Source organism: Caulobacter sp. 05T431, assembly GCF_056665975.1.
This window is the reverse complement of record NZ_JBFTKU010000024.1, coordinates 1-24,541: the sequence shown is the minus strand read 5'-3', so window position 1 is coordinate 24,541 and position 24,541 is coordinate 1. Positions and strand designations below refer to the sequence as shown.

The 24,541-nt window shown below is 69.4% G+C and carries 24 protein-coding genes; 11 read left to right on the top strand and 13 right to left on the bottom strand.

Annotated features, from left to right (window positions below; all coding sequences use genetic code 11):
- Positions 1-2: 2 nt before the first annotated feature.
- The 3 genes from yidD to AC1U89_RS19835 are packed head-to-tail and all read left to right on the top strand — an operon-like array spanning position 3 to position 3,156.
- Positions 3-257, top strand: coding sequence for a membrane protein insertion efficiency factor YidD (gene yidD / locus AC1U89_RS19845; protein ID WP_479901373.1), 255 nt, complete (start codon positions 3-5; stop codon positions 255-257).
- Positions 254-2,230, top strand: a complete 1,977-nt coding sequence (gene thrS / locus AC1U89_RS19840) for a threonine--tRNA ligase (RefSeq protein WP_479901372.1) — start codon at positions 254-256, stop codon at positions 2,228-2,230. Before yidD ends, thrS begins: the two co-directional genes overlap by 4 nt.
- On the top strand, positions 2,230-3,156 hold the full coding sequence (locus AC1U89_RS19835) for a glycosyltransferase family 2 protein (protein ID WP_479901371.1): 927 nt from the start codon (positions 2,230-2,232) through the stop codon (positions 3,154-3,156). Before thrS ends, AC1U89_RS19835 begins: the two co-directional genes overlap by 1 nt.
- A gap of 182 nt (positions 3,157-3,338) precedes the next feature.
- Here the strand turns inward: AC1U89_RS19835 and AC1U89_RS19830 are convergent, their stop codons facing one another.
- The 3 genes from AC1U89_RS19830 to AC1U89_RS19820 form a co-directional block, all read right to left on the bottom strand.
- Positions 3,339-4,178, bottom strand: a complete 840-nt coding sequence (locus tag AC1U89_RS19830) for a hypothetical protein (protein ID WP_479901370.1) — start codon at positions 4,176-4,178, stop codon at positions 3,339-3,341.
- Between the two features lie 107 nt (positions 4,179-4,285).
- Positions 4,286-5,185, bottom strand: a complete 900-nt coding sequence (locus AC1U89_RS19825) for a hydroxymethylglutaryl-CoA lyase (RefSeq protein WP_479901369.1) — start codon at positions 5,183-5,185, stop codon at positions 4,286-4,288.
- On the bottom strand, positions 5,182-6,903 hold the full coding sequence (locus AC1U89_RS19820; RefSeq protein WP_479901427.1) for an ArnT family glycosyltransferase: 1,722 nt from the start codon (positions 6,901-6,903) through the stop codon (positions 5,182-5,184). Before AC1U89_RS19820 ends, AC1U89_RS19825 begins: the two co-directional genes overlap by 4 nt.
- Before the next feature lie 55 nt (positions 6,904-6,958).
- Here AC1U89_RS19820 and AC1U89_RS19815 point away from each other — a divergent pair, with 55 nt between their 5' ends.
- The 3 genes from AC1U89_RS19815 (at position 6,959) to AC1U89_RS19805 (ending at position 9,847) form a co-directional block, all read left to right on the top strand.
- A complete protein-coding gene (locus AC1U89_RS19815) occupies positions 6,959-7,708 on the top strand; it encodes a glycosyltransferase family 2 protein (RefSeq protein ID WP_479901368.1) in 750 nt (249 codons plus the stop codon).
- Between the two features lie 195 nt (positions 7,709-7,903).
- Positions 7,904-8,329 (top strand): hypothetical protein, encoded by a 426-nt coding sequence (locus AC1U89_RS19810; RefSeq protein WP_479901367.1) that lies wholly within the window; start codon positions 7,904-7,906, stop codon positions 8,327-8,329.
- Positions 8,330-8,557: 228 nt separating this feature from the next.
- Positions 8,558-9,847: an acetyl-CoA C-acyltransferase gene (locus AC1U89_RS19805; protein ID WP_479901366.1), complete on the top strand. Its 1,290-nt coding sequence runs from the start codon at positions 8,558-8,560 to the stop codon at positions 9,845-9,847.
- A 142-nt stretch (positions 9,848-9,989) separates the two neighbouring features.
- On the opposite strand, the gene AC1U89_RS19800 is transcribed toward AC1U89_RS19805, so the two are convergent.
- Positions 9,990-10,112: a hypothetical protein gene (locus AC1U89_RS19800; RefSeq protein WP_479901365.1), complete on the bottom strand. Its 123-nt coding sequence runs from the start codon at positions 10,110-10,112 to the stop codon at positions 9,990-9,992.
- A 28-nt stretch (positions 10,113-10,140) separates the two neighbouring features.
- Here AC1U89_RS19800 and AC1U89_RS19795 point away from each other — a divergent pair, with 28 nt between their 5' ends.
- Complete coding sequence (locus AC1U89_RS19795; protein WP_479901364.1) at positions 10,141-10,464, top strand: DNA-binding protein; 324 nt, start codon at positions 10,141-10,143, stop codon at positions 10,462-10,464.
- Here the strand turns inward: AC1U89_RS19795 and AC1U89_RS19790 are convergent.
- Positions 10,461-10,799: a hypothetical protein gene (locus tag AC1U89_RS19790; RefSeq protein ID WP_479901363.1), complete on the bottom strand. Its 339-nt coding sequence runs from the start codon at positions 10,797-10,799 to the stop codon at positions 10,461-10,463. The two genes, AC1U89_RS19795 and AC1U89_RS19790, sit on opposite strands and share 4 nt — an antisense overlap.
- A gap of 114 nt (positions 10,800-10,913) precedes the next feature.
- Positions 10,914-11,576 (bottom strand): polyhydroxyalkanoate synthesis repressor PhaR, encoded by a 663-nt coding sequence (gene phaR / locus AC1U89_RS19785; protein ID WP_479901362.1) that lies wholly within the window; start codon positions 11,574-11,576, stop codon positions 10,914-10,916.
- A 221-nt stretch (positions 11,577-11,797) separates the two neighbouring features.
- Between phaR and AC1U89_RS19780 the strand changes: the two genes are divergently transcribed.
- The 3 genes from AC1U89_RS19780 (at position 11,798) to AC1U89_RS19770 (ending at position 14,932) form a co-directional block, all read left to right on the top strand.
- Positions 11,798-12,973 carry an acetyl-CoA C-acetyltransferase gene (locus AC1U89_RS19780; protein ID WP_479901361.1) on the top strand — a complete coding sequence of 392 codons (1,176 nt, stop codon included), beginning with the start codon at positions 11,798-11,800 and terminating at the stop codon, positions 12,971-12,973.
- A gap of 140 nt (positions 12,974-13,113) precedes the next feature.
- On the top strand, positions 13,114-13,839 hold the full coding sequence (phbB, locus tag AC1U89_RS19775; protein ID WP_029908739.1) for a beta-ketoacyl-ACP reductase: 726 nt from the start codon (positions 13,114-13,116) through the stop codon (positions 13,837-13,839).
- A gap of 304 nt (positions 13,840-14,143) precedes the next feature.
- Positions 14,144-14,932: a DUF4908 domain-containing protein gene (locus AC1U89_RS19770; RefSeq protein WP_479901360.1), complete on the top strand. Its 789-nt coding sequence runs from the start codon at positions 14,144-14,146 to the stop codon at positions 14,930-14,932.
- A gap of 15 nt (positions 14,933-14,947) precedes the next feature.
- On the opposite strand, the gene AC1U89_RS19765 is transcribed toward AC1U89_RS19770, so the two are convergent.
- From AC1U89_RS19765 to AC1U89_RS19735, 7 genes are all read right to left on the bottom strand, one after another.
- Positions 14,948-15,781, bottom strand: coding sequence for a glycoside hydrolase family 16 protein (locus AC1U89_RS19765; RefSeq protein ID WP_479901359.1), 834 nt, complete (start codon positions 15,779-15,781; stop codon positions 14,948-14,950).
- Positions 15,778-17,586: a polysaccharide deacetylase family protein gene (locus tag AC1U89_RS19760; protein WP_479901358.1), complete on the bottom strand. Its 1,809-nt coding sequence runs from the start codon at positions 17,584-17,586 to the stop codon at positions 15,778-15,780. Before AC1U89_RS19760 ends, AC1U89_RS19765 begins: the two co-directional genes overlap by 4 nt.
- Positions 17,587-17,666: 80 nt before the next feature.
- Complete coding sequence (locus AC1U89_RS19755; RefSeq protein ID WP_479901357.1) at positions 17,667-19,721, bottom strand: TonB-dependent receptor plug domain-containing protein; 2,055 nt, start codon at positions 19,719-19,721, stop codon at positions 17,667-17,669.
- Between the two features lie 200 nt (positions 19,722-19,921).
- Positions 19,922-21,352: a metalloprotease TldD gene (gene tldD, locus AC1U89_RS19750; protein WP_479901356.1), complete on the bottom strand. Its 1,431-nt coding sequence runs from the start codon at positions 21,350-21,352 to the stop codon at positions 19,922-19,924.
- Positions 21,353-21,590: 238 nt separating this feature from the next.
- Positions 21,591-22,373, bottom strand: a complete 783-nt coding sequence (locus AC1U89_RS19745; RefSeq protein ID WP_479901355.1) for a GIN domain-containing protein — start codon at positions 22,371-22,373, stop codon at positions 21,591-21,593.
- Between the two features lie 10 nt (positions 22,374-22,383).
- Entirely contained in the window at positions 22,384-22,950 is a 567-nt protein-coding gene (locus AC1U89_RS19740; RefSeq protein ID WP_479901354.1) for a DUF1700 domain-containing protein, read from the bottom strand.
- On the bottom strand, positions 22,947-23,273 hold the full coding sequence (locus AC1U89_RS19735) for a PadR family transcriptional regulator (RefSeq protein WP_029908723.1): 327 nt from the start codon (positions 23,271-23,273) through the stop codon (positions 22,947-22,949). The genes AC1U89_RS19740 and AC1U89_RS19735 overlap by 4 nt, the downstream gene beginning before the upstream one ends.
- 376 nt (positions 23,274-23,649) lie before the next feature.
- Between AC1U89_RS19735 and coxB the strand changes: the two genes are divergently transcribed.
- A partial coding sequence (gene coxB, locus AC1U89_RS19730; protein WP_479901353.1) for a cytochrome c oxidase subunit II occupies positions 23,650-24,541 on the top strand: 892 nt, incomplete at its 3' end.

The window sequence follows — 24,541 nt, the reverse complement described above, 5'->3', positions numbered from 1 at the left end:
GCATGACACTCTACGAACGCACCGTCGACCTGGGCCTGAAGGCCTACAAGACGACGCTGTCGCCCTTCATCGGGCGCCAATGCCGGTATCTGCCGACCTGCTCGGAATACGCGGCCCAGGCGCTCAAGGATCATGGGCCCCTGAAGGGGTCCTGGCTCGCGGTGGGACGGATTTGCCGCTGCAATCCGTTCGGCGGTTCGGGGTACGACCCGCCGCCTCCGCCCCGCGCGCCGCGCAAGTGGAACTGTGAAGAATGATCGACCTGATTTTCCCCGACGGCTCGGCCCGCCAGTACGCTGACGGTTCGACGGGCCGCGACGTGGCCGCCTCGATCTCCAAGTCCCTCGAGAAGAAGGCCCTGCTGATCAAGATCGACGGCCAGCTGCTGGACCTGGACCGCCCGATCACCCCCGACCTGCTGGCCGGCGACAAGAAGTTCGAGATCATCACCCGCGAGGCCCCCGAGGCGCTCGACACGATCCGCCACGACACGGCCCACGTGCTGGCCGAAGCCGTGCAGGAGCTGTTTMCCGGCACCCAGGTGACGATCGGCCCTAACGTCGAGGACGGCTTCTACTACGACTTCGCCCGCGACGAGCCGTTCAGCCTGGACGACCTGGCGGTGATCGAGAAGCGCATGAAGGAGATCGTCGACCGCGACGAGAAGATCACGCGCGAGGTCTGGGACCGCAACGAGGCCATCAAGCACTTCGACGACATCGGCGAGGCCTACAAGGCCCAGATCATCCGCGACCTGCCGGCCACGGACACGATCACGGTCTATCGCCAGGGGAACTGGAAGGACCTGTGCCGCGGTCCCCACCTGCCGTCGACCAAGCACGTGGGCAAGGCCTTCAAGCTGACCAAGCTGGCCGGCGCCTACTGGCGCGGCGATCAGAACAACGCCCAGCTGCAGCGCATCTACGGCACGAGCTGGGCCAGCGAAGCCGACCTGGAAGCCTATCTGACGCGCATCGAGGAAGCCGAGAAGCGCGACCACCGCAAGCTGGGCAAGTCGCTGGGCCTGTTCCACATGCAGGAAGAAGGCCGCGGCATGGTCTTCTGGCACCCCAAGGGCTGGAAGCTGTGGCAGACGCTGGAGGCCTACATGCGCCGCCAGCTGGACCGCGCCGGCTATATCGAGGTCAAGACGCCCCAGGTGCTGGACAAGGCCTTCTGGGAGAAGTCCGGCCACTGGGACAAGTACCGCGCCAACATGTTCGTCTGCGAGACGGTCGAGGGCGAGGTCCTGTCGCTGAAGCCGATGAACTGTCCGGGCCACGTGCAGATCTGGAACGTCGGCCAGCGCTCGTACCGCGAACTGCCGATGCGCATGGCCGAGTTCGGGTCGTGCCACCGCTACGAGCCGTCGGGCGCCCTGCACGGCCTGATGCGGGTGCGCGCCTTCACCCAGGACGACGCCCACATCTTCTGCCGCGAAGACCAGATCGTCGACGAGACCGAGCGCTTCATCCGCCTGACGCGGATGATCCACGGCGACCTGGGCATGACGACCAAGTACATCGCCCTGGCCACGCGCCCCGAGCTGCGCGCCGGCTCGGACGAGTTCTGGGACAAGGCCGAGGGCATGCTGGCCGAGGCCGCGCGCCTGGCCGGGGTCGAGCCGGTGATCGCCGAGGGCGACGGGGCCTTCTATGCGCCGAAGCTGGACTTCATCGTCCAGGACGCCATCGGCCGGGAATGGACCTGCGGCACGCTGCAGCTGGACTATGTCCTGCCCGAGCGGTTGGGCGCCGAGTACATCGGCGAGGACGGCGCCAAGCACCGGCCCGTGATGCTGCACCGCGCGATCCTGGGCTCGTTCGAGCGCTTCATCGGCATCCTGCTGGAGAACTACGCCGGCGCCCTGCCGCTGTGGCTGGCGCCGACCCAGGTGGTGGTGGCCACGATCACGTCGGACGCCGACGACTACGCCCAGCGAGTGGCCGACCGGTTGACTTCGGCCGGTATTCGCGCAGAGGTCGATCTCAGGAACGAGAAGATTAACTACAAGATTCGCGAACACAGCCTCGCGAAAGTACCGGTGATCGCAGTGGTCGGGCGTAAGGAAGCCGAGAACGGAGAAGTCGCCCTGCGTCGCCTGGGCGGCGAAGGGCAGAGGGTGCTGTCGCTGGAAGACGCGGTTCGCGCGTTGACCGAGGAAGCGACGCCGCCCGACCTCGCCCGGGCTCGCACGGCGGCGGCGCCCGCGGAGTTGGCGCAGGCCTGATGAACAGCATTCTTCCCTCTCCTTCGACCTTCGTTGCGGGTGCGCGGCCGATCCGGCCGCGCATCTCGGTCGTCATGGTCGTCTACAAGACCGGGGAAGCGCTGGTCGACAGCATCCGCCACGTGCTGGACGAGCCGCAGGTCGACGAGTTCGTCATCATCGACAACGGGTCGCCCGAGGGCGAGGCCGAGCGGCTGCGCAATCTGGGCATGGCCGAGCCGCGCGTCGTGCTGCGGCAGGGGCACGGCAATGTCGGCTTCGCGCGCGGGGCCAACATGGGCGCCGAGATCGCGCGGGGCGAATACATCGTCTTCCTCAATCCCGACGCCAACCTGCAGGACGGCTGCATCGAGGCCCTGGTCGCGGCCTTCGAGGGCCGGCCGGTCCCGACCGTGGTCGGGGCGCGGGTGATGAACACCGACGGCACCGAACAGCGCGGCGGCCGCCGGGGCGAGGTGACACCGGTCACCACCCTGCTCAGCTTCGGCCACCTGACCTCGCGGTTCCCGGGCCTGTCGCAGTTCGAAATCCACCGCGAGCACGAACCCACGCCGGACGGGCCGGTCCCGATGCCGACCATCTCCGGCGCCTGCTTCGCCCTGCGCCGCCAGGACTTCGACCTGCTGGGCGGCTTCGACGAGGGCTACTTCCTGCACGTCGAGGACATCGACCTGTGCTGGCGCGCGCGCCAGGCCGGCGGCGAGGTGCTGTTCCAGCCCAAGGCCGAAGTGATTCACCTGGGCCACACCAGCCTGGAGCACCCGGTGAAGGTCGAGTTCCACAAGGGCGTGGGCCTGTCGCGCTACTTCATCAAACGGGCCGACACGGTCCAGCGCTACGTGATCGCCGTCCTGCTGGCCCCGGCCATCCTGCTGATGAGCGTGCTGCGGCCGCTGCTCTGGAAGATCACGGGCAGGCCGATCTAGGATTTCCCTCTCCCCTTGCGGGAGAGGGTGGCTCCGCGGAGCGGGGTCGGGTGAGGGGCTTAAGACCAGAACCGCCGCGATCGGCTTCTCAGCTGTCGCGGCGGTTTTCGTTTGAGAGACCCCTCATCCGTCGGCTTGGCCGACACCTTCTCCCGCGAGGGGAGAAGGGTCCTGAGGGCCGTCTAGTCGGCGAACACGAAGTTGTCGAAGGCCACGAAGCCCAGGGCGATGGTCAGCGAGGCCAGGCCGCCGAAGCCCTCGGGGGCGAAGGTCTGGGGCGCGGTGTTGTTCGACGGCGTCGAGAAGGTGACGCTGACGGTCGAGCCGTCCGGCCGCGTCCCGGTGAAGGTGACCGGCTGGGCGGTGATGGCCGGGTTGGGATTGCACACCTGCAGCGACAGGAAGTCGAACGTCTGGCCCGCCGCCGGCGCGACCGTCACCGTGCACGGCGCCTGGTAGCTGCCGACGAAGCCGTTGATGAAGCCGCTGCACCAGGTGTTGTCGGCCGAGTTGGTGAAGGTCAGGCCCTGGGAGGCGTAGGCGGTCGAAGCCGACGGGCAGCCCGGCGGGAAGTCCTGGTCGAACAGCACCGTCTTGGCCGACACGCCCTCGAAGACGAAGGTGTCGAAGGCCACGAAGCCCAGGTGGACCACCAGGCTCGTCAGGTCGTCGAAGCCCGTCGGCGCGAAGGTCTGGGGCGTGGTGTCGCCGTTCGGCGTGCTGAACTGGGCGCTGACCGTCGAGCCGTCGGCGCGGGTTCCGACGAAGGTGGTGACCTGCGACGGGATCGCCGTGTTGGGATTGCACACCTGCAGCGAGGCGAAGTCGAAGGTCCCGCCGTCGTCGCGGCTGACGAACAGCTGGCTGGGCGAGCCGTAGGTGCCGACGAAGTCGTTGACGAACGGGCTGCACCAGGCGTTGCCCACCGAGTTGGTGAACACCAGGCCCGCCTCGCGATAGGGGCCCGCCGGCGACGGACAGCCGGCCGGGAAGGCGTCGTGGAAGGTGATCGTGGTGGTCATGGCGGTCCCCCTGTTCCTCGCGCCCCGTGCTGGAGGTCGCGGCGCGGCGGACTAGAAGATCACCCGTGGGGCGAGTCAACTTGGCCTTGTCACTACAAGTAGCGACGTCAGGCGGGGAACTTGCCGGCCTTGCCCAGGGAAGAGGCCGGGGCCTTGCCCAGGCGTTCGCTGACGTCGCGGCCGATCTGGATCAGGGCGTCCAGCTCGTAGCCGGTCTCGTAGCCGCCCCGCTCCAGCATGTAGACCAGGTCCTCGGTGCCGATATTGCCGGTGGCGTTGGGGGCGAACGGGCAGCCGCCCAGGCCGCCGACCGAGGCGTCCAGCACGTCGACCCCGGCCTCGACTCCGGCATAGGCGTTGGCCAGGCCGGTGTTGCGGGTGTCGTGGAAGTGCAGGCGCAGGCGGGTGTCCGGCGCGGCCTCGCGCACGCCCTCCACGCGCTTGCGCACCGTCCAGGGATCGGCGACGCCGATGGTGTCGGCGATGGCGATCTCGGCCACGCCGAACAGGGCCGCGGCCCGGGCGATGGTCACGACCTGGTCTTCAGAAACCTCGCCGTCGAACGGGCAGCCGAAGGCCACCGAGATCGTGGCGGTGATCGGCGGGCCGCCCTCCAGCGCCCGGCGCTCGCAGATCGCGCCCAGGGCGTCCAGCTGCTGCCTGGCCGTCGCGCCCTGGTTGGCCAGGCCGAAGCCGTCGGTGGCGCAGACCACCACATTGGCCTCATCGCAGCCGGCCGACACGCAGCGTTCCCAGCCGCGCATGTTCAGCACCAGGCCAATGCGGGAATGATCCAGATCAGGCGTGAGGGCCGCCTGGATCTCCTCGGCCCCCGCCATCTGCGGCACGCGGTTGGGATTGACGAACGAGACGGTCTCGATGCGCCTGGCCCCCGCCGCCTCCAGCCGCCGGATCATGTCCAGCTTCTCGGCCACGGTCAGGGACAGCTTCTCGTTCTGCAGTCCGTCGCGCGGGCCGACCTCGACGATCTGGATGAAGCGGCTCATGGGCGGGTCTCCCCTGGGGCGGTGTCGTCGGCCGGCGCCGTGTCGTCCTCGTCGTCGGCGCGGATCGGCGCGCCGCGATAGAGGGTCAGGCGCTCCTTGTCGCCGTCGGAATAGTCGAAGCCCTCGACCACGCCGGCCGGACGGGCGGTCTGGCCCAGGGCGGCGAGGGCGGCCTGGAAGGCCTTCTCCTGGCGGCCCTCGACCACGGCCGGACGGCCCTGGGCCACGGCCTTGGCCGCGCCGACGGGGTCGGTCAGCTGGGTGGTGGTGCCCAGCAGGAAGATCATGCTGGGCTCGGCGTAGCCGGTGACGGCCACCGGGCCCGGCGCGCCGCCGCGCGGGGCCAGGTCGGCCGCCTCCAGCGCCTTCTCCAGGCGCGGCGACAGCAGCAGCGGCTCCAGGCGCGGCACGAGCAGGCCCACCAGGGCGCCGTGGGCCAGGACGCCCAGCACCCCCGCCGCGACCAGGGCGGTGGCGGCGGTCCGGCGCATCACCAGCACCGCCCCGACCACCCCGGCGGCCAGGAACAGCAGGGCGGTCAGGATCGTGACCGGCAGGTCGGTCGGGTCGCCGTATTCCTTGTACAGATAGGCCGCCATGACCGCGAACAGCAGGCCGGCCAGGGCCGACAGTCCCGCGCCGATCGCGCGCGAGACCTTGCCCAGCGGCGCCCGCAGCGACGCGGCCATCAGCATGGCCAGGGCCGGGAAGGCGGGCAGGGTGTAGTGGACCAGCTTGGTCGGCAGCAGCTCGAACACCAGCCAGGTCGGGACCAGCCAGCAGACGGCGAAGCGGATCCCCGCCTCCTTGCGGCCGCTCCAGCCCTGGACCAGGCCGGCGGGCAGTAGCAGGCTGGCCGGGAACACCAGCAGGAACGCCGCCAGGGCGTAGCTGCCCGGCAACGCGCCGTGGCTCTCCTGGCCGCCAGCCAGCTTGGGGGCCAGGTCGCTGCCCACGGCGGTGGACCAGAAGGCGCCGTCGGTGGCCACGGTGATCATCATCGCCCAGGGCAGGACGACGGCGGCCAGCACGGTGACCCCCCAGCCCCAGCCCAGGTCCTTGATCCATGCGGCCTTGCGGTCCCAGATCCACAGGGCGATCACGCTGAGGACCACCACCATCAGCCCCACCGGGCCCTTGATCAACACGCCCATGGCCAGGCCGATCCAGAAGGCCAGCTTGGTCCAGCGGGAGACCTTTTCACCGGCAAGGTGGGCGGCGTAGATGCGGGCCAGGGCGGCCATGGCCAGGGTGGTGAAGCCGCACAGGGCCGCGTCGGTCTTGGCGATGAACGCCTCGGTCGACAGCAGGATGGTCGCGCCCAGTATGCCGCCGGCCAGCAGTCCCGTCTTGGGGCTCAGCAGCGCCGCCGCGCCCCAGGCGCAGGCCGCCGCCGCCAGCATGGCGCCCAGCAGCGAGGGGATGCGATAGGCCCAGACGCCCCGGTCCTCGACGGCGGAGAACGCGGTGACGCTGGCCGCCTGCAGCCAGTGGATGCCGACGGGCTTCTTGAAGCGCGGCTGGTCCTGGAACTTGATGACGACCATGTCGTCGGTTTCCAGCATCTGGGCGGTGGCCTGGGCGAAGCGCGATTCGTCGCGGTCCAGCGGCGGCATGGCGAACAGGCCGGGCAGTCCGGCGATCAGCGCGACCAGGGCGGCGAACAGCGGGCCGCGYCAGCCGCGGCTCCAGTCATCCAGGCGAGATTCAAGCGTCATCATACTGGAATAGCACGATCCTTCTTTCTGGCTATTTTTGCGCTATTAGAGGCCGATGAACGCTCAAGCCTCCCCCGTCTCTTCGGAAGCTCCCGACTATTCCGTGGTCGTTCCCGTCTTCGACGAAGGGGGCGCCGCGCCCGCCCTGGCGCGCGAGATCGCCGCCGCCTTCGCCGGCGAGAACCACGAGATCATCTTCATCGACGACGCCAGCCGCGACGACACCAAGGCCCTGCTGGTGGCGCTGAAGGCCGAGATCCCGCAGCTGCGCGTGCTGTCCCATCGCAAGAATTCGGGCCAGAGCCGCGCCGTGCGCAGCGGCGTGCTGGCCGCCCGCGCCCCGATCGTGATCACCCTGGACGGCGACGGCCAGAACGACCCGGCCGACGCGCCGCGCCTGGCCAAGGCCCTGAAGGCCGGCCCGCCGGAGCTGGCCCTGGTGGGCGGCGAGCGGGTCAAGCGCCAGGACAGCAACGCCAAGCGCTTCGCCTCCAAGTTAGGCAACGGGGTGCGCAAGCGCCTGCTGAAGGACACCGCCAACGACACCGGCTGCGGGCTGAAGGCCTTCCGCCGCGAGGCCTTCCTGCGCCTGCCGTACTTCGATCACATCCACCGCTACATCCCGGCCCTGATGCTGCGCGAGGGCTATCAGGTCGACTTCCAGCCGGTGAATCATCGGCACCGCGAGAGCGGGGTGTCGAAATACACCAACTTCGGCCGCCTCAAGGCCTCGGTGTCCGATCTGCTGGGCGTGATGTGGCTGCAGACCCGGGCCCGCAACCCGCTGGGCGTGGACGAGGTCTGAGCCGGGGACATGCCCTTGGGCGTGTCCCCAAGTCCTGGCTCGGCGGATGCTGATGGGGACACGCCGCGAGGGCATGTCCCCGGTTCAGCGCGGGTATTTCGGGAGCGGCTCGCCCATCGAGCGGCGCCGGCTTTCGGGAATCCGCAAAACCGGTTAACCATCGTTCCTCAATCGGCCTTCGGGGGAGAGCCAGAGATGTTCGCCGCGTTTCCGCTGCTGGCCCTGCCGGTGCTGGTCTACAACCTGATCGTCCTGACCCTGGCCGGCGGCTTCAACGCCTCCAGCGCCCAGGCCCGGCTGGCCGAGCAGCTGTTCACGATCCACATGACCTCCAAGGCCGACTGGGCCGTCAGCCTGGGCGACCTGCTGCTGGCCGCCTCGCTGGTGGTGCTGTTCGTCGAGCTGCTGAAGTCCACGACCAGCCGCAAGATCGCGATCATCAACCACTCGCTGTCGATGGTGCTGTTCATCGTCTGCCTGGTCGAGTTCCTGCTGGCCCCGGCCTTCGGCACCTCGGTGTTCTTCCTGCTGACGGTGATGGTGCTGCTGGACGTGCTGGCCGGCTTCATCGTGACCATCGTCTCGGCCCGCCGCGACATCGACTTCAGCGACGCGCACTGATCTTCATAACAACCGTCATCCCGGGCCTTGTGCCCGGGACCCCTTTGTCCGCCGCAGGTGCGGGGGTGTGGCGCGCTGGCGCGCCATTTCGCTTCACCGTCAGCTGAACCAGGGGTCCCGGGCACAGGGCCCGGGATGACGGTTGAGAGGGGATCGCCACGAATTTCAACAAGACCTTGCGGCCCAGCCTCGCCATGCTGACATCCTGGCTTTGCGAGGATCACGATCATGGCGTCCAAACCCGACATCTGGCTGGCGGCCGGGCTGCGCACCCCCTTCGCCAAGGTCGACGGGCCGCTGAAGGGCTATGACGCCATCGCCCTGTCGGTGCCGGTCGTGCAGGCCATGCTGGCGCAACTTTCCCAGAAAGAAGGGGGCGCCCGCCCCGACTTCGCCATCTGGGGCACGGTGATCCCCAACCTCACCTGGAGCAACATCGCCCGCGAGGTGCTGCTGGACGCCGGGGGCGACCCGACCATCCCAGCCTTCTCGACGATCATGGCCTGCTCGACCAGCATGATCGGGGTGATCGAGGCGGCCGGCATGATCGACGGGCGCGGCCGCGACCTGGCCCTGGTGGGCGGGGTCGAGAGCATGAGCAAGGTCCAGATCGGGGCCAGCATCGGCTTCTCCGATTGGCTCAAGGGCTTCCAGTCGGCCAAGACCCCGGGCGCGCGCCTGGCCCAGCTGGGCCGGCTGAAGCCGTCGGACCTGAAGCTCTGGATCCCCAAGGTCGCCAACCGCACCACGGGCCTGTCGATGGGCGAGCACACCGAGATCACCGCCAAGGAATGGAAGCTGTCGCGGGCCGACCAGGACCAGATCGCCTTCGAGAGCCACCAGCACGCGGTGGCGGCCTGGGAGGCCGGCTTCTTCGACGACCTGGTGATCCCGATCGGCGAGCTGAAGCGCGACACCATCCCGCGCAAGGATTCGACGCTGGAGAAGCTGGCCAAGCTGGGGCCGGCCTTCGACAAGACCAGCGGCCAGGGCACCCTGACGGCCGGCAATTCCTCGCCCCTGACCGACGGGGCGGCGGCGATCTGGGTGGCGTCCGAGGCGGGCCTGGCGCGCCTGCCGGCCAAGACCCCGCGGGTGAAGGTGGTCGATTACGAGGTCACCTCGATCGACCTGCGCCACGAGGGCCTGCTGATGGCCCCGGCCTACGGCGTGCCGCGTCTGCTGGCACGCAACGGTCTCAAGTACGCCGACATCGGCCTGTGGGAGATCCACGAGGCCTTCGCCGCCCAGGTGCTGTCGCACATCGCCGCTTGGGAGGACGAAGGCTTCCGGCGGACCAAGGCGGGGGTCGAGACCGACCTCGGCAAATTCCCGCGCGAGCGGATGAACCCCACCGGCGGCAGCCTGGCGGTCGGCCACCCGTTCGGGGCGACCGGGGCGCGGATCCTGAGCCAGGCGGTCAAGGAACTGGCGACCCGGCCCAAGGGCGAGAAGGCCATCGTCAGCATCTGCGCCGACGGCGGCCAGGGGACGATGATGCTGCTGGAGAGCGCCTAACAACACCGCTCATCCCGGCGAACGCCGGGACCCAGATCCCTTAGCGGGGAGGCGGGTTGGAAGGGCGCTGCGCTTGTGGAGCCCGCCACCCAGATTTGCCATCTGGGTCCCGGCATTCGCCGGGATGAGCGGATTTTTGGTCTCAGGTCAGCGCCGTGAAGATCAGGGTCACGACGGCGATGTCGAAGAAGCGGGTCACGGCGGTCAGCAGCATGATGGGTCTCGAGGCCTGAAGTCCCTCGCCACCAAGCAAGACTGGCGCCAACGCCGCCTCCTGCGTTAGCCTTCGACCCATGGCGTTGTTCTTCGACCAGCTCTGGTACGACGCGCGGCTGGCCGAGCGGGGGCTGACGCGGGCGGTTCTGGCCGCCGTGGCCGGCATGACCACCGACGAACTGACCCTGGCCTACAAGGACCAGCGCGAGCTGACGGCGGCCCAGATCGCCGCTTTCGCCGAGCTGCTGGGAGTTCCGCTGGCCGAGGCCGCGCGCCGGGCGGGCGTGGGGGCGCACGTGGCGGCCCTGCCGCGCGAACCCGTCACGCTGGAGCAGAAGGTGGCTTCGCTGGAGGCGCGGGTGGCCGCGCTGGAGGCCGAACTGGCCCGCCTGAAAGGCTAGATCTCGGTCTTCTTGATCAGACCCGCCTTGGGACGGCGGTCGGCCGGGCCGGAATATTCCGTGCCGAGATAGGTCGAACGCGCCGCGTCGAGCACTTCCTGCCCACCGCGCAGGCCGCGCTTCTGGCCGCTCTGGCCCATCAGGTGGGCGGCGAAGGTCGCGAAGGCGCCCCCCTTGCGCGTATTGGGTCGGGGCGGCGGCGGCGGGGCCGGCTGCTCGTCGCGCACGAAGGTCACGTCTTCCTCGCCGTCCGCCTCGGGACGGTCGTCGCGGGGCGCGGGCAGCGCCCGGCGCGCGGCTTGCGCGCGTCGGATGGGGTCGATCGGACCGTTCATGGTGAAAGAGGTAGCGCCGGGACGGTTAAGAACGGATGGGCCGGCGTGGTTAAGGGATCGTGGATCCGGCTGGGGACAGGCGCATGCGCCTGTCCCCAATCGTGGACCCGCGCCCTACGGCTTGGTCGCCAGCTTCTCGATCTGCTGCTGCATGGCCTCGAGCTGGCGCTTGAGGTCGGCCAGGGAGTCCTCGCTGGGCGCGGACGGGGCCGGGGGCGGCGGTTCGGCGGGCGGCGGCGGGGCGGCGGCGTCCTCGGGCCGGGCGTAGGCGAACGGCGAGAACATCTTCATGGCCCGGTCGAACAGCGCCATGTTCTGGCGGATCTGCTCCTCGTAGACCCCCATGCCCGGCATGCCCTTGCCCGGCGCCAGGCCGGCGAACTGGCTGCGCATGCGCTCCTGCTGCTTGGTGAAGCTCTCCAGCGACATTTCCAGATAGCTGGGCAGGAAGGCCTGCATGGAATTGCCGTAGAAGCCGATCAGCTGACGGAGGAACTGGATCGGCAGCAGGTTCTGGCCGCCGCCGCGATTCTCTTCCTCGAAGATGATCTGGGTCAGGACCGAGCGGGTGATGTCGTCGTTGGTCTTGGCGTCGTAGACGACGAAGTCGATCCCCTCCTTCACCATGTCCGACAGGTGCTCGAGGGTGACGTACGACGAAGAGGCCGTGTTGTAGAGCCGGCGGTTGGCGTACTTCTTGATGACGACCTTCTGGCCGGCGCCCTTTTCTCCGGCCTTGGCCGAGGGCGTTTCGCCGTTTTCGTTGTTCTCGGACATTTCGTTCCCTAGGACAGCGTTGTCTCCGCCTTTTCGCATCGCACTATCGCGAATGCAAAGGCAGGGCGCCAGTCCCGGCCGTGCTTGGAACTCGCAACATCCCGTGAAAATGTGCGCGTGACGAACGACACGGCTTTGTGCAAGTTTATGCCGCACTGCAAAATCATGGGCGCCGCAGATGCGAGAAGCGCCCGGAAACACGTCACGGGAGCTATTTCGCCATGAGCGACATCGTCATCGTTTCCGCCGCCCGCACGCCGGTCGGATCGTTCCTCGGCGCCCTTTCCAGCCTGCCGGCCCACGAGCTGGGCAAGCTGGCCATCCAGGCCGCCGTCGAGCGGGCGGGCATCGCCCCGGCCGACGTCGACGAGGTGATCCTGGGCCAGGTGCTGCAGGCCGCCGCCGGCCAGGGCCCGGCCCGCCAGGCCTCGGTCAACGCCGGCATCCCGGTCGAGAGCCCCGCCTGGAGCCTGAACCAGCTGTGCGGCTCGGGCCTGCGCGCCGTGGCGCTGGGCGCCCAGCAGATCGCCGCCGGCGACGCCGACATCGTGGTGGTGGGCGGCCAGGAGAGCATGAGCCAGGCCCCGCACGCCCAGGCCCTGCGCAACGGCCAGAAGATGGGCGACCTCAGCTTCGTCGACACCATGATCAAGGACGGCCTGTGGGACGCCTTCCACGGCTACCACATGGGTCAGACCGCCGAGAACATCGCCGCCCGCTGGCAGATCACCCGCGAGGCCCAGGACAAGTTCGCCGTCACCAGCCAGAACCGCGCCGAGGCCGCCCAGAAGGCCGGCAAGTTCGACGCCGAGATCGTCCCGGTCACCATCAAGGGCCGCAAGGGCGACACGGTTGTCGACAAGGACGAGTTCATCCGCCACGGCGTCACCCTGGACGGCATCTCGGGCCTCAAGCCCGCCTTCGCCAAGGACGGCACGGTCACCGCCGCCAACGCCTCGGGCCTCAACGACGGCGCCGCGGCCCTGGTGCTGATGAGCGCCGACGAGGCCAAGAAGCGCGGCCTGACCCCGCTGGTCCGCATCGCCTCGTGGGCCAACGCCGGCGTCGAGCCCGAGATCATGGGCACCGGCCCGATCCCCGCCTCGAAGAAGGCCCTGGAGAAGGCCGGCTGGAAGGCCTCGGACCTGGACCTGATCGAGAGCAACGAGGCCTTCGCCGCCCAGGCCCTGTGCGTGGTGGGCGAGCTGGGCCTCGATCCGGCCAAGGTCAATGTCAACGGCGGGGCCATCGCCATCGGCCACCCGATCGGCGCTTCGGGCGCGCGCATCCTGACCACCCTGGTCCACGAGATGAAGCGCTCGGGAGCCAAGAAGGGCCTGGCCACGTTGTGCATCGGCGGGGGCATGGGCGTGGCCATGTGCGTCGAGGCGGTTTGACGATTTCCCTTTGAGGGGCCGGCCGATCAGACGTCTGTTTTGATTGGCTGTTTCGGCAAATTTTTCATGACGGACGCCATGGGGGCTTGTCCCATGGCGTCCCCCGCGTGCAACCATCGGGGAACACAGCGGAGATCATCATGGCGAGAGTTGCATTCGTGACCGGCGGCACCCGGGGCATCGGTCGAGCGATCTGCGAGCGGCTCGTGGCCGATGGTCTGAAGGTGGCGGCCGGCTATTCCGGCAACGAGGAGGCCGCCGCGGCCTGCGCCAAGAGCCTGGGCGTGATGGTGGTCAAGGGCAATGTCGGCTCGTTCGACGACTGCGCCGCCGCCGTCAAGCAGGTCGAGGCAGAGCTCGGGCCCGTCGAGGTGCTGGTCAACAACGCCGGCATCACCCGCGACGGCATGCTGCACAAGATGACCTACGACCAGTGGTCCGAGGTCATCCGCGTCAACATGGACAGCGCCTTCAACATGACCCGCCCGGTCATCGAGGGCATGCGCGAGCGCGGCTGGGGCCGGATCATCAACATCAGCTCGATCAACGGCCAGAAGGGCCAGATGGGCCAGACCAACTACTCGGCCGCCAAGGCCGGGCTGATCGGCTTCACCAAGGCCCTGGCCCAGGAGAACGCCAAGAAGGGCGTGACGGTCAACGTGATCTGCCCGGGCTATATCGACACAGAGATGGTCGCCGCCGTGCCCGAGGCCGTGCTGGCCAGCATCATCGCCGGCATCCCGGTCGGCCGCCTGGGCAAGGGCGAGGAGATCGCCGACGTGGTCTCGTTCCTGGCCGGCGAGCGCGCGGGCTTCGTGACCGGCGCCACCCTGACCATCAACGGCGGCCAGTACATGGCGGCCTAGGGGGAAGAGAGCCTCCAACACCTCCATTTGGGTCCGTCATTCCCGCCACAAGGGCGGGAATGACGAAAACGGGGGAGGCTGCGAAACGTACAGCCGCCACGCCCCGACTCTAGGCGCCACCCAAACGCCACACGCCGCCTCAAAAAGACATGACGACTTGACGAAGACTCCCCGCCGGTTCGAAGATTCCGGCCGGCGGGGAAATTCTTCCAAGCATTTCAGAGTGTCCTTCGGGAAAGCGCGTGGCGGCAACAAGGTCTTCTGGGTCCAAGATTCGCCCCAGTCGCGGGGCATGACCCTGGGTATGAAGAGTCAATCGGCGGTGACGACGGGGCCAGGACGCTGGGCGATCCTGCTGGCGTTCGCCCTCGCGGCCATCGTCGGCGCGGCCCCCTCTGGGGCGGCCCATGCCCAATCCAGCCTGCGCGACGCCTTCCTGGGCCATCGCGGCAGCGAGACCCGCAAGTCGCCCGCCCCGCCCGTCGCCCGCTACGTGGCCGCGGAGACCGGCGACGCCTTCATCCTGGACCGCGCCGCGCCCCAGCCGCTGCTGAAGTTCGAGAACAGCTCCGAGATCTGGGTGCTGTCGCCCCAGCCCGCGCCGCGCGGCGACACCATCTACAAGAACGAGCTGGGCGAGCCGGTCCTGCGGGCCAGCAAACTGGGCGGCATGACCCTGTTCACCACCGAGCGCCCGGCCGGCGACGCGGCCGCCCTGATGGGCAAGGCCAGCTCGATCCAGCCGCCGCCGTTCATTTCGGTCAACGCCCTGTTCCAGCGCCTGGTCCAGGCCAGCGCCCGCGCCAGCCGCGCGGCCCAGCACCGGGTGGCCTTCGAAACCGTCGACGACGCCACCCCCGGCACCTCGGTGCTGGTCGCCGACACCGCCACCGTCACCGCCGAGGCCTTCGAGCGCATGGCCCGCGACGGCGACCGCAACCTGCTGGCCCGCGTCACCCGCGTGCTGCTGGCCGAGGGCCACAAGCCCGGCGCCAGCCTCAAGGGCGGCGACCTGACGGTGACCTACGCCCCCGGCAAGGGCCTGTCGGGCCGGCCGTCGTCCAAGCGGATCATCAAGATCGTCGCCAAGTAGGGCGGTCGCCGCCCCTCAGGGCAGCGCGTAGACCCGCACCCAGTCCACCTCCAGCGTGGCGGGCAGGGCCTTGTCGTCGACGCCCTTCCGCCCGGTGATCTCCGGCCAGCGGCCGCCGACCGCCAGGTTGAGGATCAGGTGGAAGCGCTGGTCGAACGGCTTGCGGGTGGGTTGGCTGAAATAGGGCTCGCCGTCGAGCGACCAGGTCATGCGCTGGGGCGTCCAGTCCAGGGCGAAAACGTGGAAGCCGTCGACCGGGGCCAGGCGGACGGCGCCGCTCCACATGCGGTTGGCCGCCAGGCCGGGGCCGTGGTGCACCGCGCCCTGCACCCGGTCGCGGCAGCCCGCGCAGCGCACGCCCAGGTTCACGGCCTCGGCGATGTCGATCTCGCCCGACTGTGGATAGGGGCCGTAGTTGTCGTGTTCGGGCAGCATCCAGATCGCCGGCCACAGCCCTTGTCCCCCCGGCAGCCGGGCCCGCACGGCGATGCGGCCGTAGCGGAACGAGGCCAAGCCTTGTGTCTGGATCCGTCCCGAGGCGTAGCGCCGGTCGACCCGCTCCGGCGAGGGATCGCCCAGGGGCCGGGCGCGGCCCGTCACGGCCCGGCGACGGGCGGTGATCCTCAGCCTCCCGTCGGCGACGCGGAGGGCCTGGGCGTCGTCGACATAGCACTGGCGCTCGTCGTTGCCGCCGCCCCAGCAGTCCTGGCTGGCCGTCCACTTGGCGGGGTCCAGGCGCGCGCCGTCGAACTCGTCCGACCAGATCAGGGTCTGGGCGCCGGCCGTCGCGGGCAGGGTCGCGAGGCCGCCGCACAGGCMCGCCAGGCGACCGACGCGACGGCGTCTCACGGGATCGCCACCGACGTCCGGCCGCCGGCCGGCAGGGCCAGCGCCACCTTCCGCCCGCCGGCCTTGGGTAGGACGATCTCGACGCCCGCCGCCCCGCGCGGCGCGGCGACGTCCAGGACCCAGCCGTCGTCGCGCGGCGAGACGTCGGCCTCCAGGACGTCGCGGGCCGACCACCAGTCGCCGAACGCCTCGACCGTCCCCATCCAGGCGCGATCGCGCCAGCGGTCGGTCAGCCGGGTCTCGAAATCCAGTTTCCCGGCCGTGACGTTGGGATGGATCAGGATCGTCGCCACGCCCTGGCGGCGCGCGATCCGGGTGATCACCGCGTCGGCCGCGTCCAGCCTCCGGTCCAGCGGCGGCTGGGCCTCGTCCTCGATGGTGACGGGGAATTCGAAGATCGGCGTCAGGGCRCCGTCGGCCCGGTCCTGGGTCAGCTGGAACGGCAGGTGGGTCAGGACCGTGTTGGCCGTGATCGACGAGGAATAGCGATAGCCGGTCGCGGTCAGGGCCTGGGGCAGGGTGAACGGATAGGACAGCCGCCCGGGTCGGAACGACACCACGCGCGCGCCCGCCAGCCGTTCCAGCAGGAACTTCGACACCCGCAGCTCGCCCAGCACCGAGCCCTTGCGCACCGTGGCGACGTCCTGGACGAACGGGCGGTAGCCGGGATAGCGCTCGCGGCCCGTGCCCAGCGGCATGGCCTCGAAGGCCCCGGCGTGGGCCACGGTGTGGCTGCCGACCTCCATGCCCTGCTCGACCAGGGCGTGGACGTCACGGATGGCGGCGGCGTCGAAGAACGGCCGGTCGTTGAAGTCCTTCATGTACTTGGTCTGGACGAAGAACGTGCCCTTCAGGCCGCGCTGGCGCAGCATGGCGGCATAGGCCAGGGCGTTGCCGACCGACGGCCCGTAGTCGACGTCGTGGGTCAGCAGGATCGACACCGTCTTGCCCGCCGGCGCGCTGGACACCAGCCAGGGCATCGGCTCGCCGGCGACATAGAGGTCCTTGATCCACCAGAACAGGGTGTCGAGCGAGGGCTCGTAGGCGTTGACGTAGCCGCGGGCCATGGACTCGGCCCGGCCGTTCATGGCGCGCTGCGCCAGGTTGCCCAGGTCGACGCCGAGGACGCAGGCCTGGCCCCCGACGGTGCGGCAGCTGGCGGCGACCGAGCCGTCGTCGAAGCGGGCCGCCACGTTGGCCGTCCCGGGCGCGTAGCCGACGCTTTCGACCTTGGCCTCGCCGTGGCCGGAGATCACGATCTGGGTCTCTTCGGGCGTCGCGCCGGCGGTGGTCCAGGTCAGGCGCGTGCGCTCGCTGCCCTCGCGTCCCGCGCCGACGCCGAACAGCTCCTCCAGGCCGCCGCCGGCCAGGTTGAAGGCCAGCACCGTCCCGCCGTCGCGGACGTGGCCGGCCAGGGCCCGCAGGTCCGGCGCGGTCAGCACCCGGCCGGAGATGATCGGATAGACCAGCACCACCTTGTGCCTCAGCGCCTTGGCGACGTCCTGGGTGACGGTGATCGGCACGCCCTGGGCGCGCAGGCCGCGCACCAGGCCCAGCCAGCCCGAATTGGGGTCGGTGACCAGGATCGCCAGCCGGTGGTCGCCGCCCCGGTCGAACTGGGCGATCTCGGCGCGGGGCGGAACGACGAGCCGGGTGACGGGCTTTGGGCCGCTGACGCCGGGATAGACGTTCATCGCCGCCGGATCGGGCCGGGCCGACCACCACCATCCGCCCGCCGCCAGGCCGGCCAGGACCAGGACGGCCAACGCGATCAGCAGGCGGGGCTTGAGGGACCTGGACGACATGGGGCGTTCCGCGGCTCGGACCTGAAGCCCGGGTCCGCCAAAGGACTAACCCCGAGTCGAAACGCGCAGTTCCCTTCGGCCTAGCCCAGCCGCTTGCGCACCTGGATGAACAGGTACGGCTCGAACGGCAGGCTGCGGTACTCCACCCGGTCCACGACGCCGTCGGCGCGCGAGCCCTGGTAGATCGTCCGTTCACGGGTGATGTTGCGCGACGTCCAGTTCGACAGGGTGGTGCGCACGGTCAGGTCCGAGCGCGGGCGCCATTCGACGAAGCCCTCGAAATACTGCTCGGCGCGCTGGGTGCGCACCTCGTTGAAGCGGAAGCGGCTGTATTCGTTGGGGCAGTTGGTCGAGGCCCCCCAGCTCCATTTGCCGCCGGGCATGTCGCGCGTGAAGCTGAGGCTGCAGACGAACGGCGTGGCGTTGGTGATGCGGCGCTTCTCGAAGGTGACCGGGTCGGTGACCTCGCTGTCGAACCAGGAGAAGCGGGCCTTCACCTGACCGCCGGAGATGCCCAGCTTCTGGGTCGGCAGGGTGGCGGCGATCACGAACTGGTCGGAGCGGCCGTCGCCGATGTTGCTGGGCGCGTCGCCGCCGGTGGGCAGGGGCTTGTAGTCGACGACGTCCTGGATCTCGGAGTGGGTCAGGGTGGCCGAGATCGAGCCCGCGCCCCAGAACCGCCGCTCCCACGCCACCTCGCCCACCCACGAGCGCTGGGGCTCGAGGTTGGCGTCGGCGCCGTCCTGGCTGCCGGCCGTCAGGTCGGCCGAGGCGATGAAGTCGCCGAAGTCCAGCTGGCCGACCTCGCGCTCGATCCGCATCCGCAGCTGGTCGACGCCGGTGGGGTTCCAGGTCACCACCACCCGGGGCTTGGGATAGAAGAAGCTGCGCTCCAGGTCCACGCCGCCGCTCTGGGTGATGCGCGAGACCTCCAGCCGGGCGCCGGCCTCGATGTTCAGCTTGGGATTGGCGCGCCAGACCGCCTTGCCGGCCGCCTCGCCGCGCAACTCCTCGACCTTGACGTGGGGCGGGCCGATGTCGACCGGCGCGCCGTTGGCGGTGTAGCCGATATTGCCGTCCAGGAAGTTGTAGGCGCCCTCCAGGCTGCCCTCCAGCGACAGGGCGGCCGAGCGGCGCTGCTTGAGCTCGCCGCGCAGGATGCTCTCGCCGGTCTTGTCGTGCTCGCGATAGACCTCGTCGCGGCCGGGGGCGACGAAGGTCGAGCCGTAGCGCTCGTCGCCCAGGTTCTGCAGGAACACCAGCTGCAGGTCGGTGCGGCCCGACAGCTTGGCGTCGTAGCGGGCGCCGAATTCGCCGGTCCAGTTCTTGTCGGTCTCGCCGGTGTCCTGACGGCCGGGGCCCGGCTCGTACTGGGTGTAGACGACGTCGCGGTCGTACGAGAAGTACTCGATCTTGCCGTTGACGCGGATCTTGCCGCCCGGGGCCGCGCGCTGGATCGCGCCACGCGCCACGTAGTTCTGGATCTGGTCGTAGCCCTTGACGGCTTCCTTGATGGTGGGCCGGCCGTCGGGGAAGCTGGTCACACGCGCGCCGCCGTCGAAGGTCTGGTCGGTGCGGTCGACCGTGCCCTTCAGCGAGCCTTCCAACTCGTTCACACCGTCCCGGCGCGAGGCCTGGAACTCCAGCAGCGGGCCGAACAGGCCGTCGGGATAGAGATAGGTCTGCAGGTTGGCGACCTTCTCGACCTGGACCGTCGACTTGATCACCACATTGGCCAGGATCGTCTGGCCCTGCATGTCGATGCCCGGCGCGCCGCCGCGGATCAGCTCGACGCGCTCGACGGCCGTGGCCGAGATGCGCGCCAGGATGTCCTGCAGGTTCTCGCTCTTGGTGGTGGGGCGCTCGCCGTTGATCAGCACGTTGCCGGCCGTGCCGGCGAAGCCGCGGGCGCTGTCGCCGCCGTCCAGCCGGAAGCCGGGCAGGCGGTTGATCATGTCCAGGGCGGTGCTGGGGTGCTGCTCGGCGAAGAAGCTGGGCGGATAGGTGATCACGCCGCGCTGGGCGTCGGCCGACGGCGCGGCGGGCGCGGGGACCTCGGGCGTCGTGGCCTGGGCGGCGGCCTGCGCTTCCGGCGCGGCCAGCCCCAGGGCGAAAATGACGGAAGCCAGACTCATGACGCGTTCACCCCCAAAGCGCCCCCGCTTTGATGGCCGCGAACCTGTGCGTGCGGGCGCTTCCGGCCTAGTTACAAAACCGAAAGGTAGATTACATTTGTGAAATGTTTTCGGCGATCACCTTGAGGAGGGGTGGTTTTGTTTTGAAAACCAAAGGGTTGCGCCATTCGAAATCCCTCTCTCTGTGAGAGAGGGGTTTTTCAGACCGCCGTCCCGCCCACGGTCAGGCCGGTGATCTTCAGCGACGGCTGGCCCACGCCCACCGGCACGCCCTGGCCGGACTTGCCGCAGACGCCGATGCCGGGATCGAAGTCGAAATCGTTGCCGATCATGGTCACGCGGGTCAGGGCGCTGGGACCGTCGCCGATCAGGGTGGCGCCCTTGACCGGGGCGGTGATCTTGCCGTCCTCGACCAGATAGGCCTCGGTGCACTGGAAGACGAACTTGCCGTTGGTGATGTCGACCTGGCCGCCGCCGAAATTGGCGCAGTAGAGGMCCTTCTTCATCGAGGCGATCATCTCGGCCGGGTCGTCGTTGCCCGCCAGCATGCCGGTGTTGGTCATGCGCGGCATGGGCATGTGGGCGTAGGACTGGCGGCGGCCGTTGCCGGTGGCCTTCATGCCCATCAGCCGGGCCGACATGCGGTCGTGCATGTAGCCGACCAGGATCCCGTCCTCGATCAGCACGGTGCGCTCGGTGGGGGTGCCCTCGTCGTCGATGGTCAGCGAGCCCCGGCGGCCGGGGATCGAGCCGTCGTCGAACACGGTCACGCCCTTGGCGGCCACGCGCTCGCCGATGCGGCCGGAGAAGGCGCTGATGCCCTTGCGGTTGAAGTCGCCCTCCAGCCCGTGGCCGACGGCCTCGTGCAGCAGCACGCCGTTCCAGCCCGGGCCCAGCACCACGTCCATCTCGCCGGCGGGGCAGGCCACGGCGTCGAGGTTCACCAGGGCCATGCGCAGGGCCTCGTCGACCTGGGCCTGCCACTTGTCCGGGCTGATCCAGGCCGAGAAGCCGGCGCGGCCGCCGGCGCCCGACGAGCCGGCCTCGCGGCGGCCGTCCTTCTCGACGGTGACCTGGACATTGACCCGCACCAGCGGGCGCACGTCGCGCAGCAGCTTGCCGTCGGCGCGCAGGATCTCGACCACGCGGCGCTCGCCGGCCATCGAGGCCATCACCTGGACCACGCGCGGATCGCGGGCCCGGGCGAAGGCGTCGATCTCCTGGAGGAGGCTGACCTTGTCGGAGAAGGCGGGCGACGAGACCGGGTCGTCCTCGCCGTACAGCTTTTCGTTGGTGGCGCGGGGGGCCTCGGCGCTGACGCCGGCGTAGCCGCGGCGGGCCAGCTTGGCCGAATCGGCGGCGCGGCCCAGGGCGGCTTCGGATATCTCGGCCGAGTGGGCGTAGCCGGCCGTCTCGCCGGCCACCACGCGCAGGCCGAAGCCCTCGCCGGAATCGTAGGAGGCGCTCTTCAGCCGGCCGTCGTCGAACACGAAGGCCTCGCTCTCGGAGCGCTCGACGAACAGCTCGCCGTCGTCGGCCCCGGCCAGGGCCTCGCCCAGGATGGCGCGGGCGCGCTCGGGATCGACATCGGCCGAGGCGAGCAGGGAAGGGGCGGTGATGGGAGCGTTCATGGGCTCACAGGTAAGCGTTTCATCCGTCCGCGTCATCACCCGGGCGACGATTCGGCGCGGGTTGAAGTCAGGAGCGCCGCCATTTTCCGCTCGTCATCCCGGGCCTTGTGCCCGGGACCCCTCTGTCCGCCGCAGGTGCGGAGGGGGCGGTTCGCTGGCGAACCGCTTGCGTCTCACGTGTCAGCTGAACCAGGGGTCCCGGGCACAAGGCCCGGGATGACGGTTGAAATGAAGGGGCTCACCAATCCTGGTGCACTTCCCCCGAGCCCGCGACGTTCGAGCTGAGCACGGTCGGCTTGCTGGTCAGGTAGACATCGCCGCTGCCGGCCACGTCGACCTCGGCGGCGCCGTGCGGGGCGACGTGGGCCTCGCCGCTGCCGGCCAGGGCGATCTTGGCGTCGCCGGTGTCCAGGCTGCGCAGGTCGGCCTCGCCCGAGCCCGAGACCCGCAGGTCGATCTTCTTGGCCTTGCCCTCGGCCTCGACATTGCCGCTGCCGTTGATCTCCAGGGCCAGGTCGGGCTGGTCATAGGCCTTCAGGTGCAGGTCGCCGCTGCCGTTGACGGTGAAGCTGCGCACCCCGGGGGCGATCACCTCGATCGACAGCTGGTCGCTGTCGCGGCGGGCGTGGAAGACGATGTCGCCGTCGCCGTCGCGCAGGCCCAGACGGCCGTTCTCCATCGTCACCCGGTCGACCAGGTCCTTGGGCCCGGTCACCTTGACGCTGCCGCCGGCCCCGGCGGCGGCCTGGGTGAAGATCACCTCGGCCGGCACGTCGATCTGCAAGGCGTCCCCGCCGCTCCAGGCGAGGTCGCGGGTGGTGGCGTCGCCGCCGTCGCCGTGGTCGTCGTCGCGGCTGAAGCGGACGTGGTCATGGTCGTCGCTGATGTCGATGTTCCAGTCGGCGGGGAAGTTCCAGCCGTGCTTGAGCAGTTCGGGCCCGCCCAGGGCGGCGGCGCCGGCGAAGCAGCCGACGGCGAGCACGAAGCTGGCGACGGCGACGATGGTCAGGTTGCGGATCATGGCGGTCCCCTCAGACCTGGGTTTCGATGGCCGGCTTCAGCAGCCGGTAGTGGAGGCGGCCGAACCAGACCAGGCCGTTGACCAGCCAGATGCTCAGCAGGCCGGTGACGGCCGCCCAGGCCGTGGCCCCGGCCATCAGGCCTATACCCAGCAGGAAGGCCACGGCGGGACCGCCGGGCTGGCTGGCGAACGGGCCGACCGTGGCCACCGCGCCGCCGGCGACGAAGATGGCGATGGCGGCCATGAAGAAGGCGAACAGCGTCCCCAGGATCCCCATCAGCACGGGGGCCAGGATGAAGATGTCCAGCGCCCCCAGGCCCAGGATGGCGAAGATGGCCCCGGCGGCGGCCGAGGGGTTCTTGGTCTCCTCCCAGCGCTTGACCCCCTGCTCGGCGCGCTGTTCTCGAGCAAGCCTTTCGGGTTCGCCCAGGGCGGCGGCGACTTCGCTCTCGCTGCGGCCGGCCTCCTGGGCGTCGTTGAAGTGGGCCTCGTAGTCGGCGACGATGTCGGCGATCTGGGCGGCGGGCATGCCCGCCAGCCCGCGCTTGAGGCGGGCGAGGAATTCGGCGCGCGTCATGCGGCGGCTCCCAGGATGTTTTCGACGGCCGAGCTGAAGGCCGCCCATTCGGCCTTCTGGGCCGTGAAGCTGCTCCGACCGGCTTCGGTCAGGCGGTAATATTTGCGCGGCGGACCGGCCTGGGACTCGACCAGATAGGTCTCGACCTGGCCGTCCGACTGCATGCGGCGCATCAGGGGGTAGATGGTGCCTTCCCCCATGTCGATGGCCTTGGCCAGCTTGCTGGCGATCTCGTAGGCGTAGCTGTCGGCCTTCGACAGCAGGGCCAGGACGCACAGTCCCAGCACCCCCTTCTTCAATTGGACTTCGATGGCTTCCGTCACGGCGATAGGTTCCCGTTGCTGGTCACCCTTGTGACGCAAGGTAGTGTCCATTGCAAGGTAGCTGGCGTTACAAGTTAGTAATGGTACGTAGCTCGAAAACGCCCTGAAGGGGCGGTTGTTGAGAGTGGTTCTCAGGTGGAAAGCCCTTACTCCCGGCATGGCGTTCAGGCGAACGCCTCTGGTGCTTGGCAACCGGGATTGGAGCGCGTATGCACGCCAGCGACCGGCCAGAGACGCCGGGACCCCAGCCTTCGATTCCCCGTCGCCTGACGAAGTCGATTGCCTAAGTCCCGTGTCGCTGGTCGTATTGTGCATGTCGGCGCGGCGTGGGGTTCATCGCGACGCCAAATCGCCGCCGAAACGGGCCGTGAGGGATATGAAGGCGCAAATTCAGGGGATGCGGCGGAAGTTGACGGGCGTAGCCGCCGTCGCCGCCACGACGATGGCCCTTTCGGGCGTGTTCGCGGGGGAAGCCCTCGCCAAGGGCGCCGAACTGCTGGGTCAGCCGACCCCCGGCGCCTATGACCTCCAGCAGGCGGCCTCGCCGCTGAAGTACGAGGCGATCGCCTTCCACAACCACATCCTGATGCCGATCATCACCGGCATCACCCTGCTGGTCCTGGGCCTGCTGATCTGGATCGTGATCCGGTACAACGCCAAGGCCAACCCGGTCCCGGCCAAGTTCAGCCACAACACCACCGTCGAGATCATCTGGACCGTCGGTCCGGTGCTGATCCTGATGGTCATCGCCATCTTCTCGTTCCGGCTGCTGTTCGCCTACAACGACATGCCCAAGCCGTACCTGACGGTGAAGGCCACCGGCTACCAGTGGTACTGGGGCTACGAATATCCCGACCAGAAGATCAGCGAGATCACCTCGGTGCCGCTGAAGAAGGAAGAGGCCGACGCCAAGGGCGTGCCGTACCTGCTGGCCGCCGACAAGCCGATGGTCGTCCCGGTGAACCAGGTGATCCGCGTGCAGGTCACCGGCGCCGACGTGATCCACGCCTTCGCCCTGCCGGCTTTCGGCCTGAAGACCGACGCCATCCCGGGCCGCCTGAACGAAACCTGGTTCAAGGCCGACAAGATCGGCGTCTATTACGGCCAGTGCTCGGAACTCTGCGGCGTCGACCACTCGAACATGCCGATCGAGATCCACGTCGTCAGCCAGGCCGACTTCGACGCCTGGGTGAAGACCAAGACCGCGCCGCCGGCCGCTCCGGTCGCCGCCGCCGCTCCGGCCCCCGCCGCCGGCGCTCCCGCCGCCG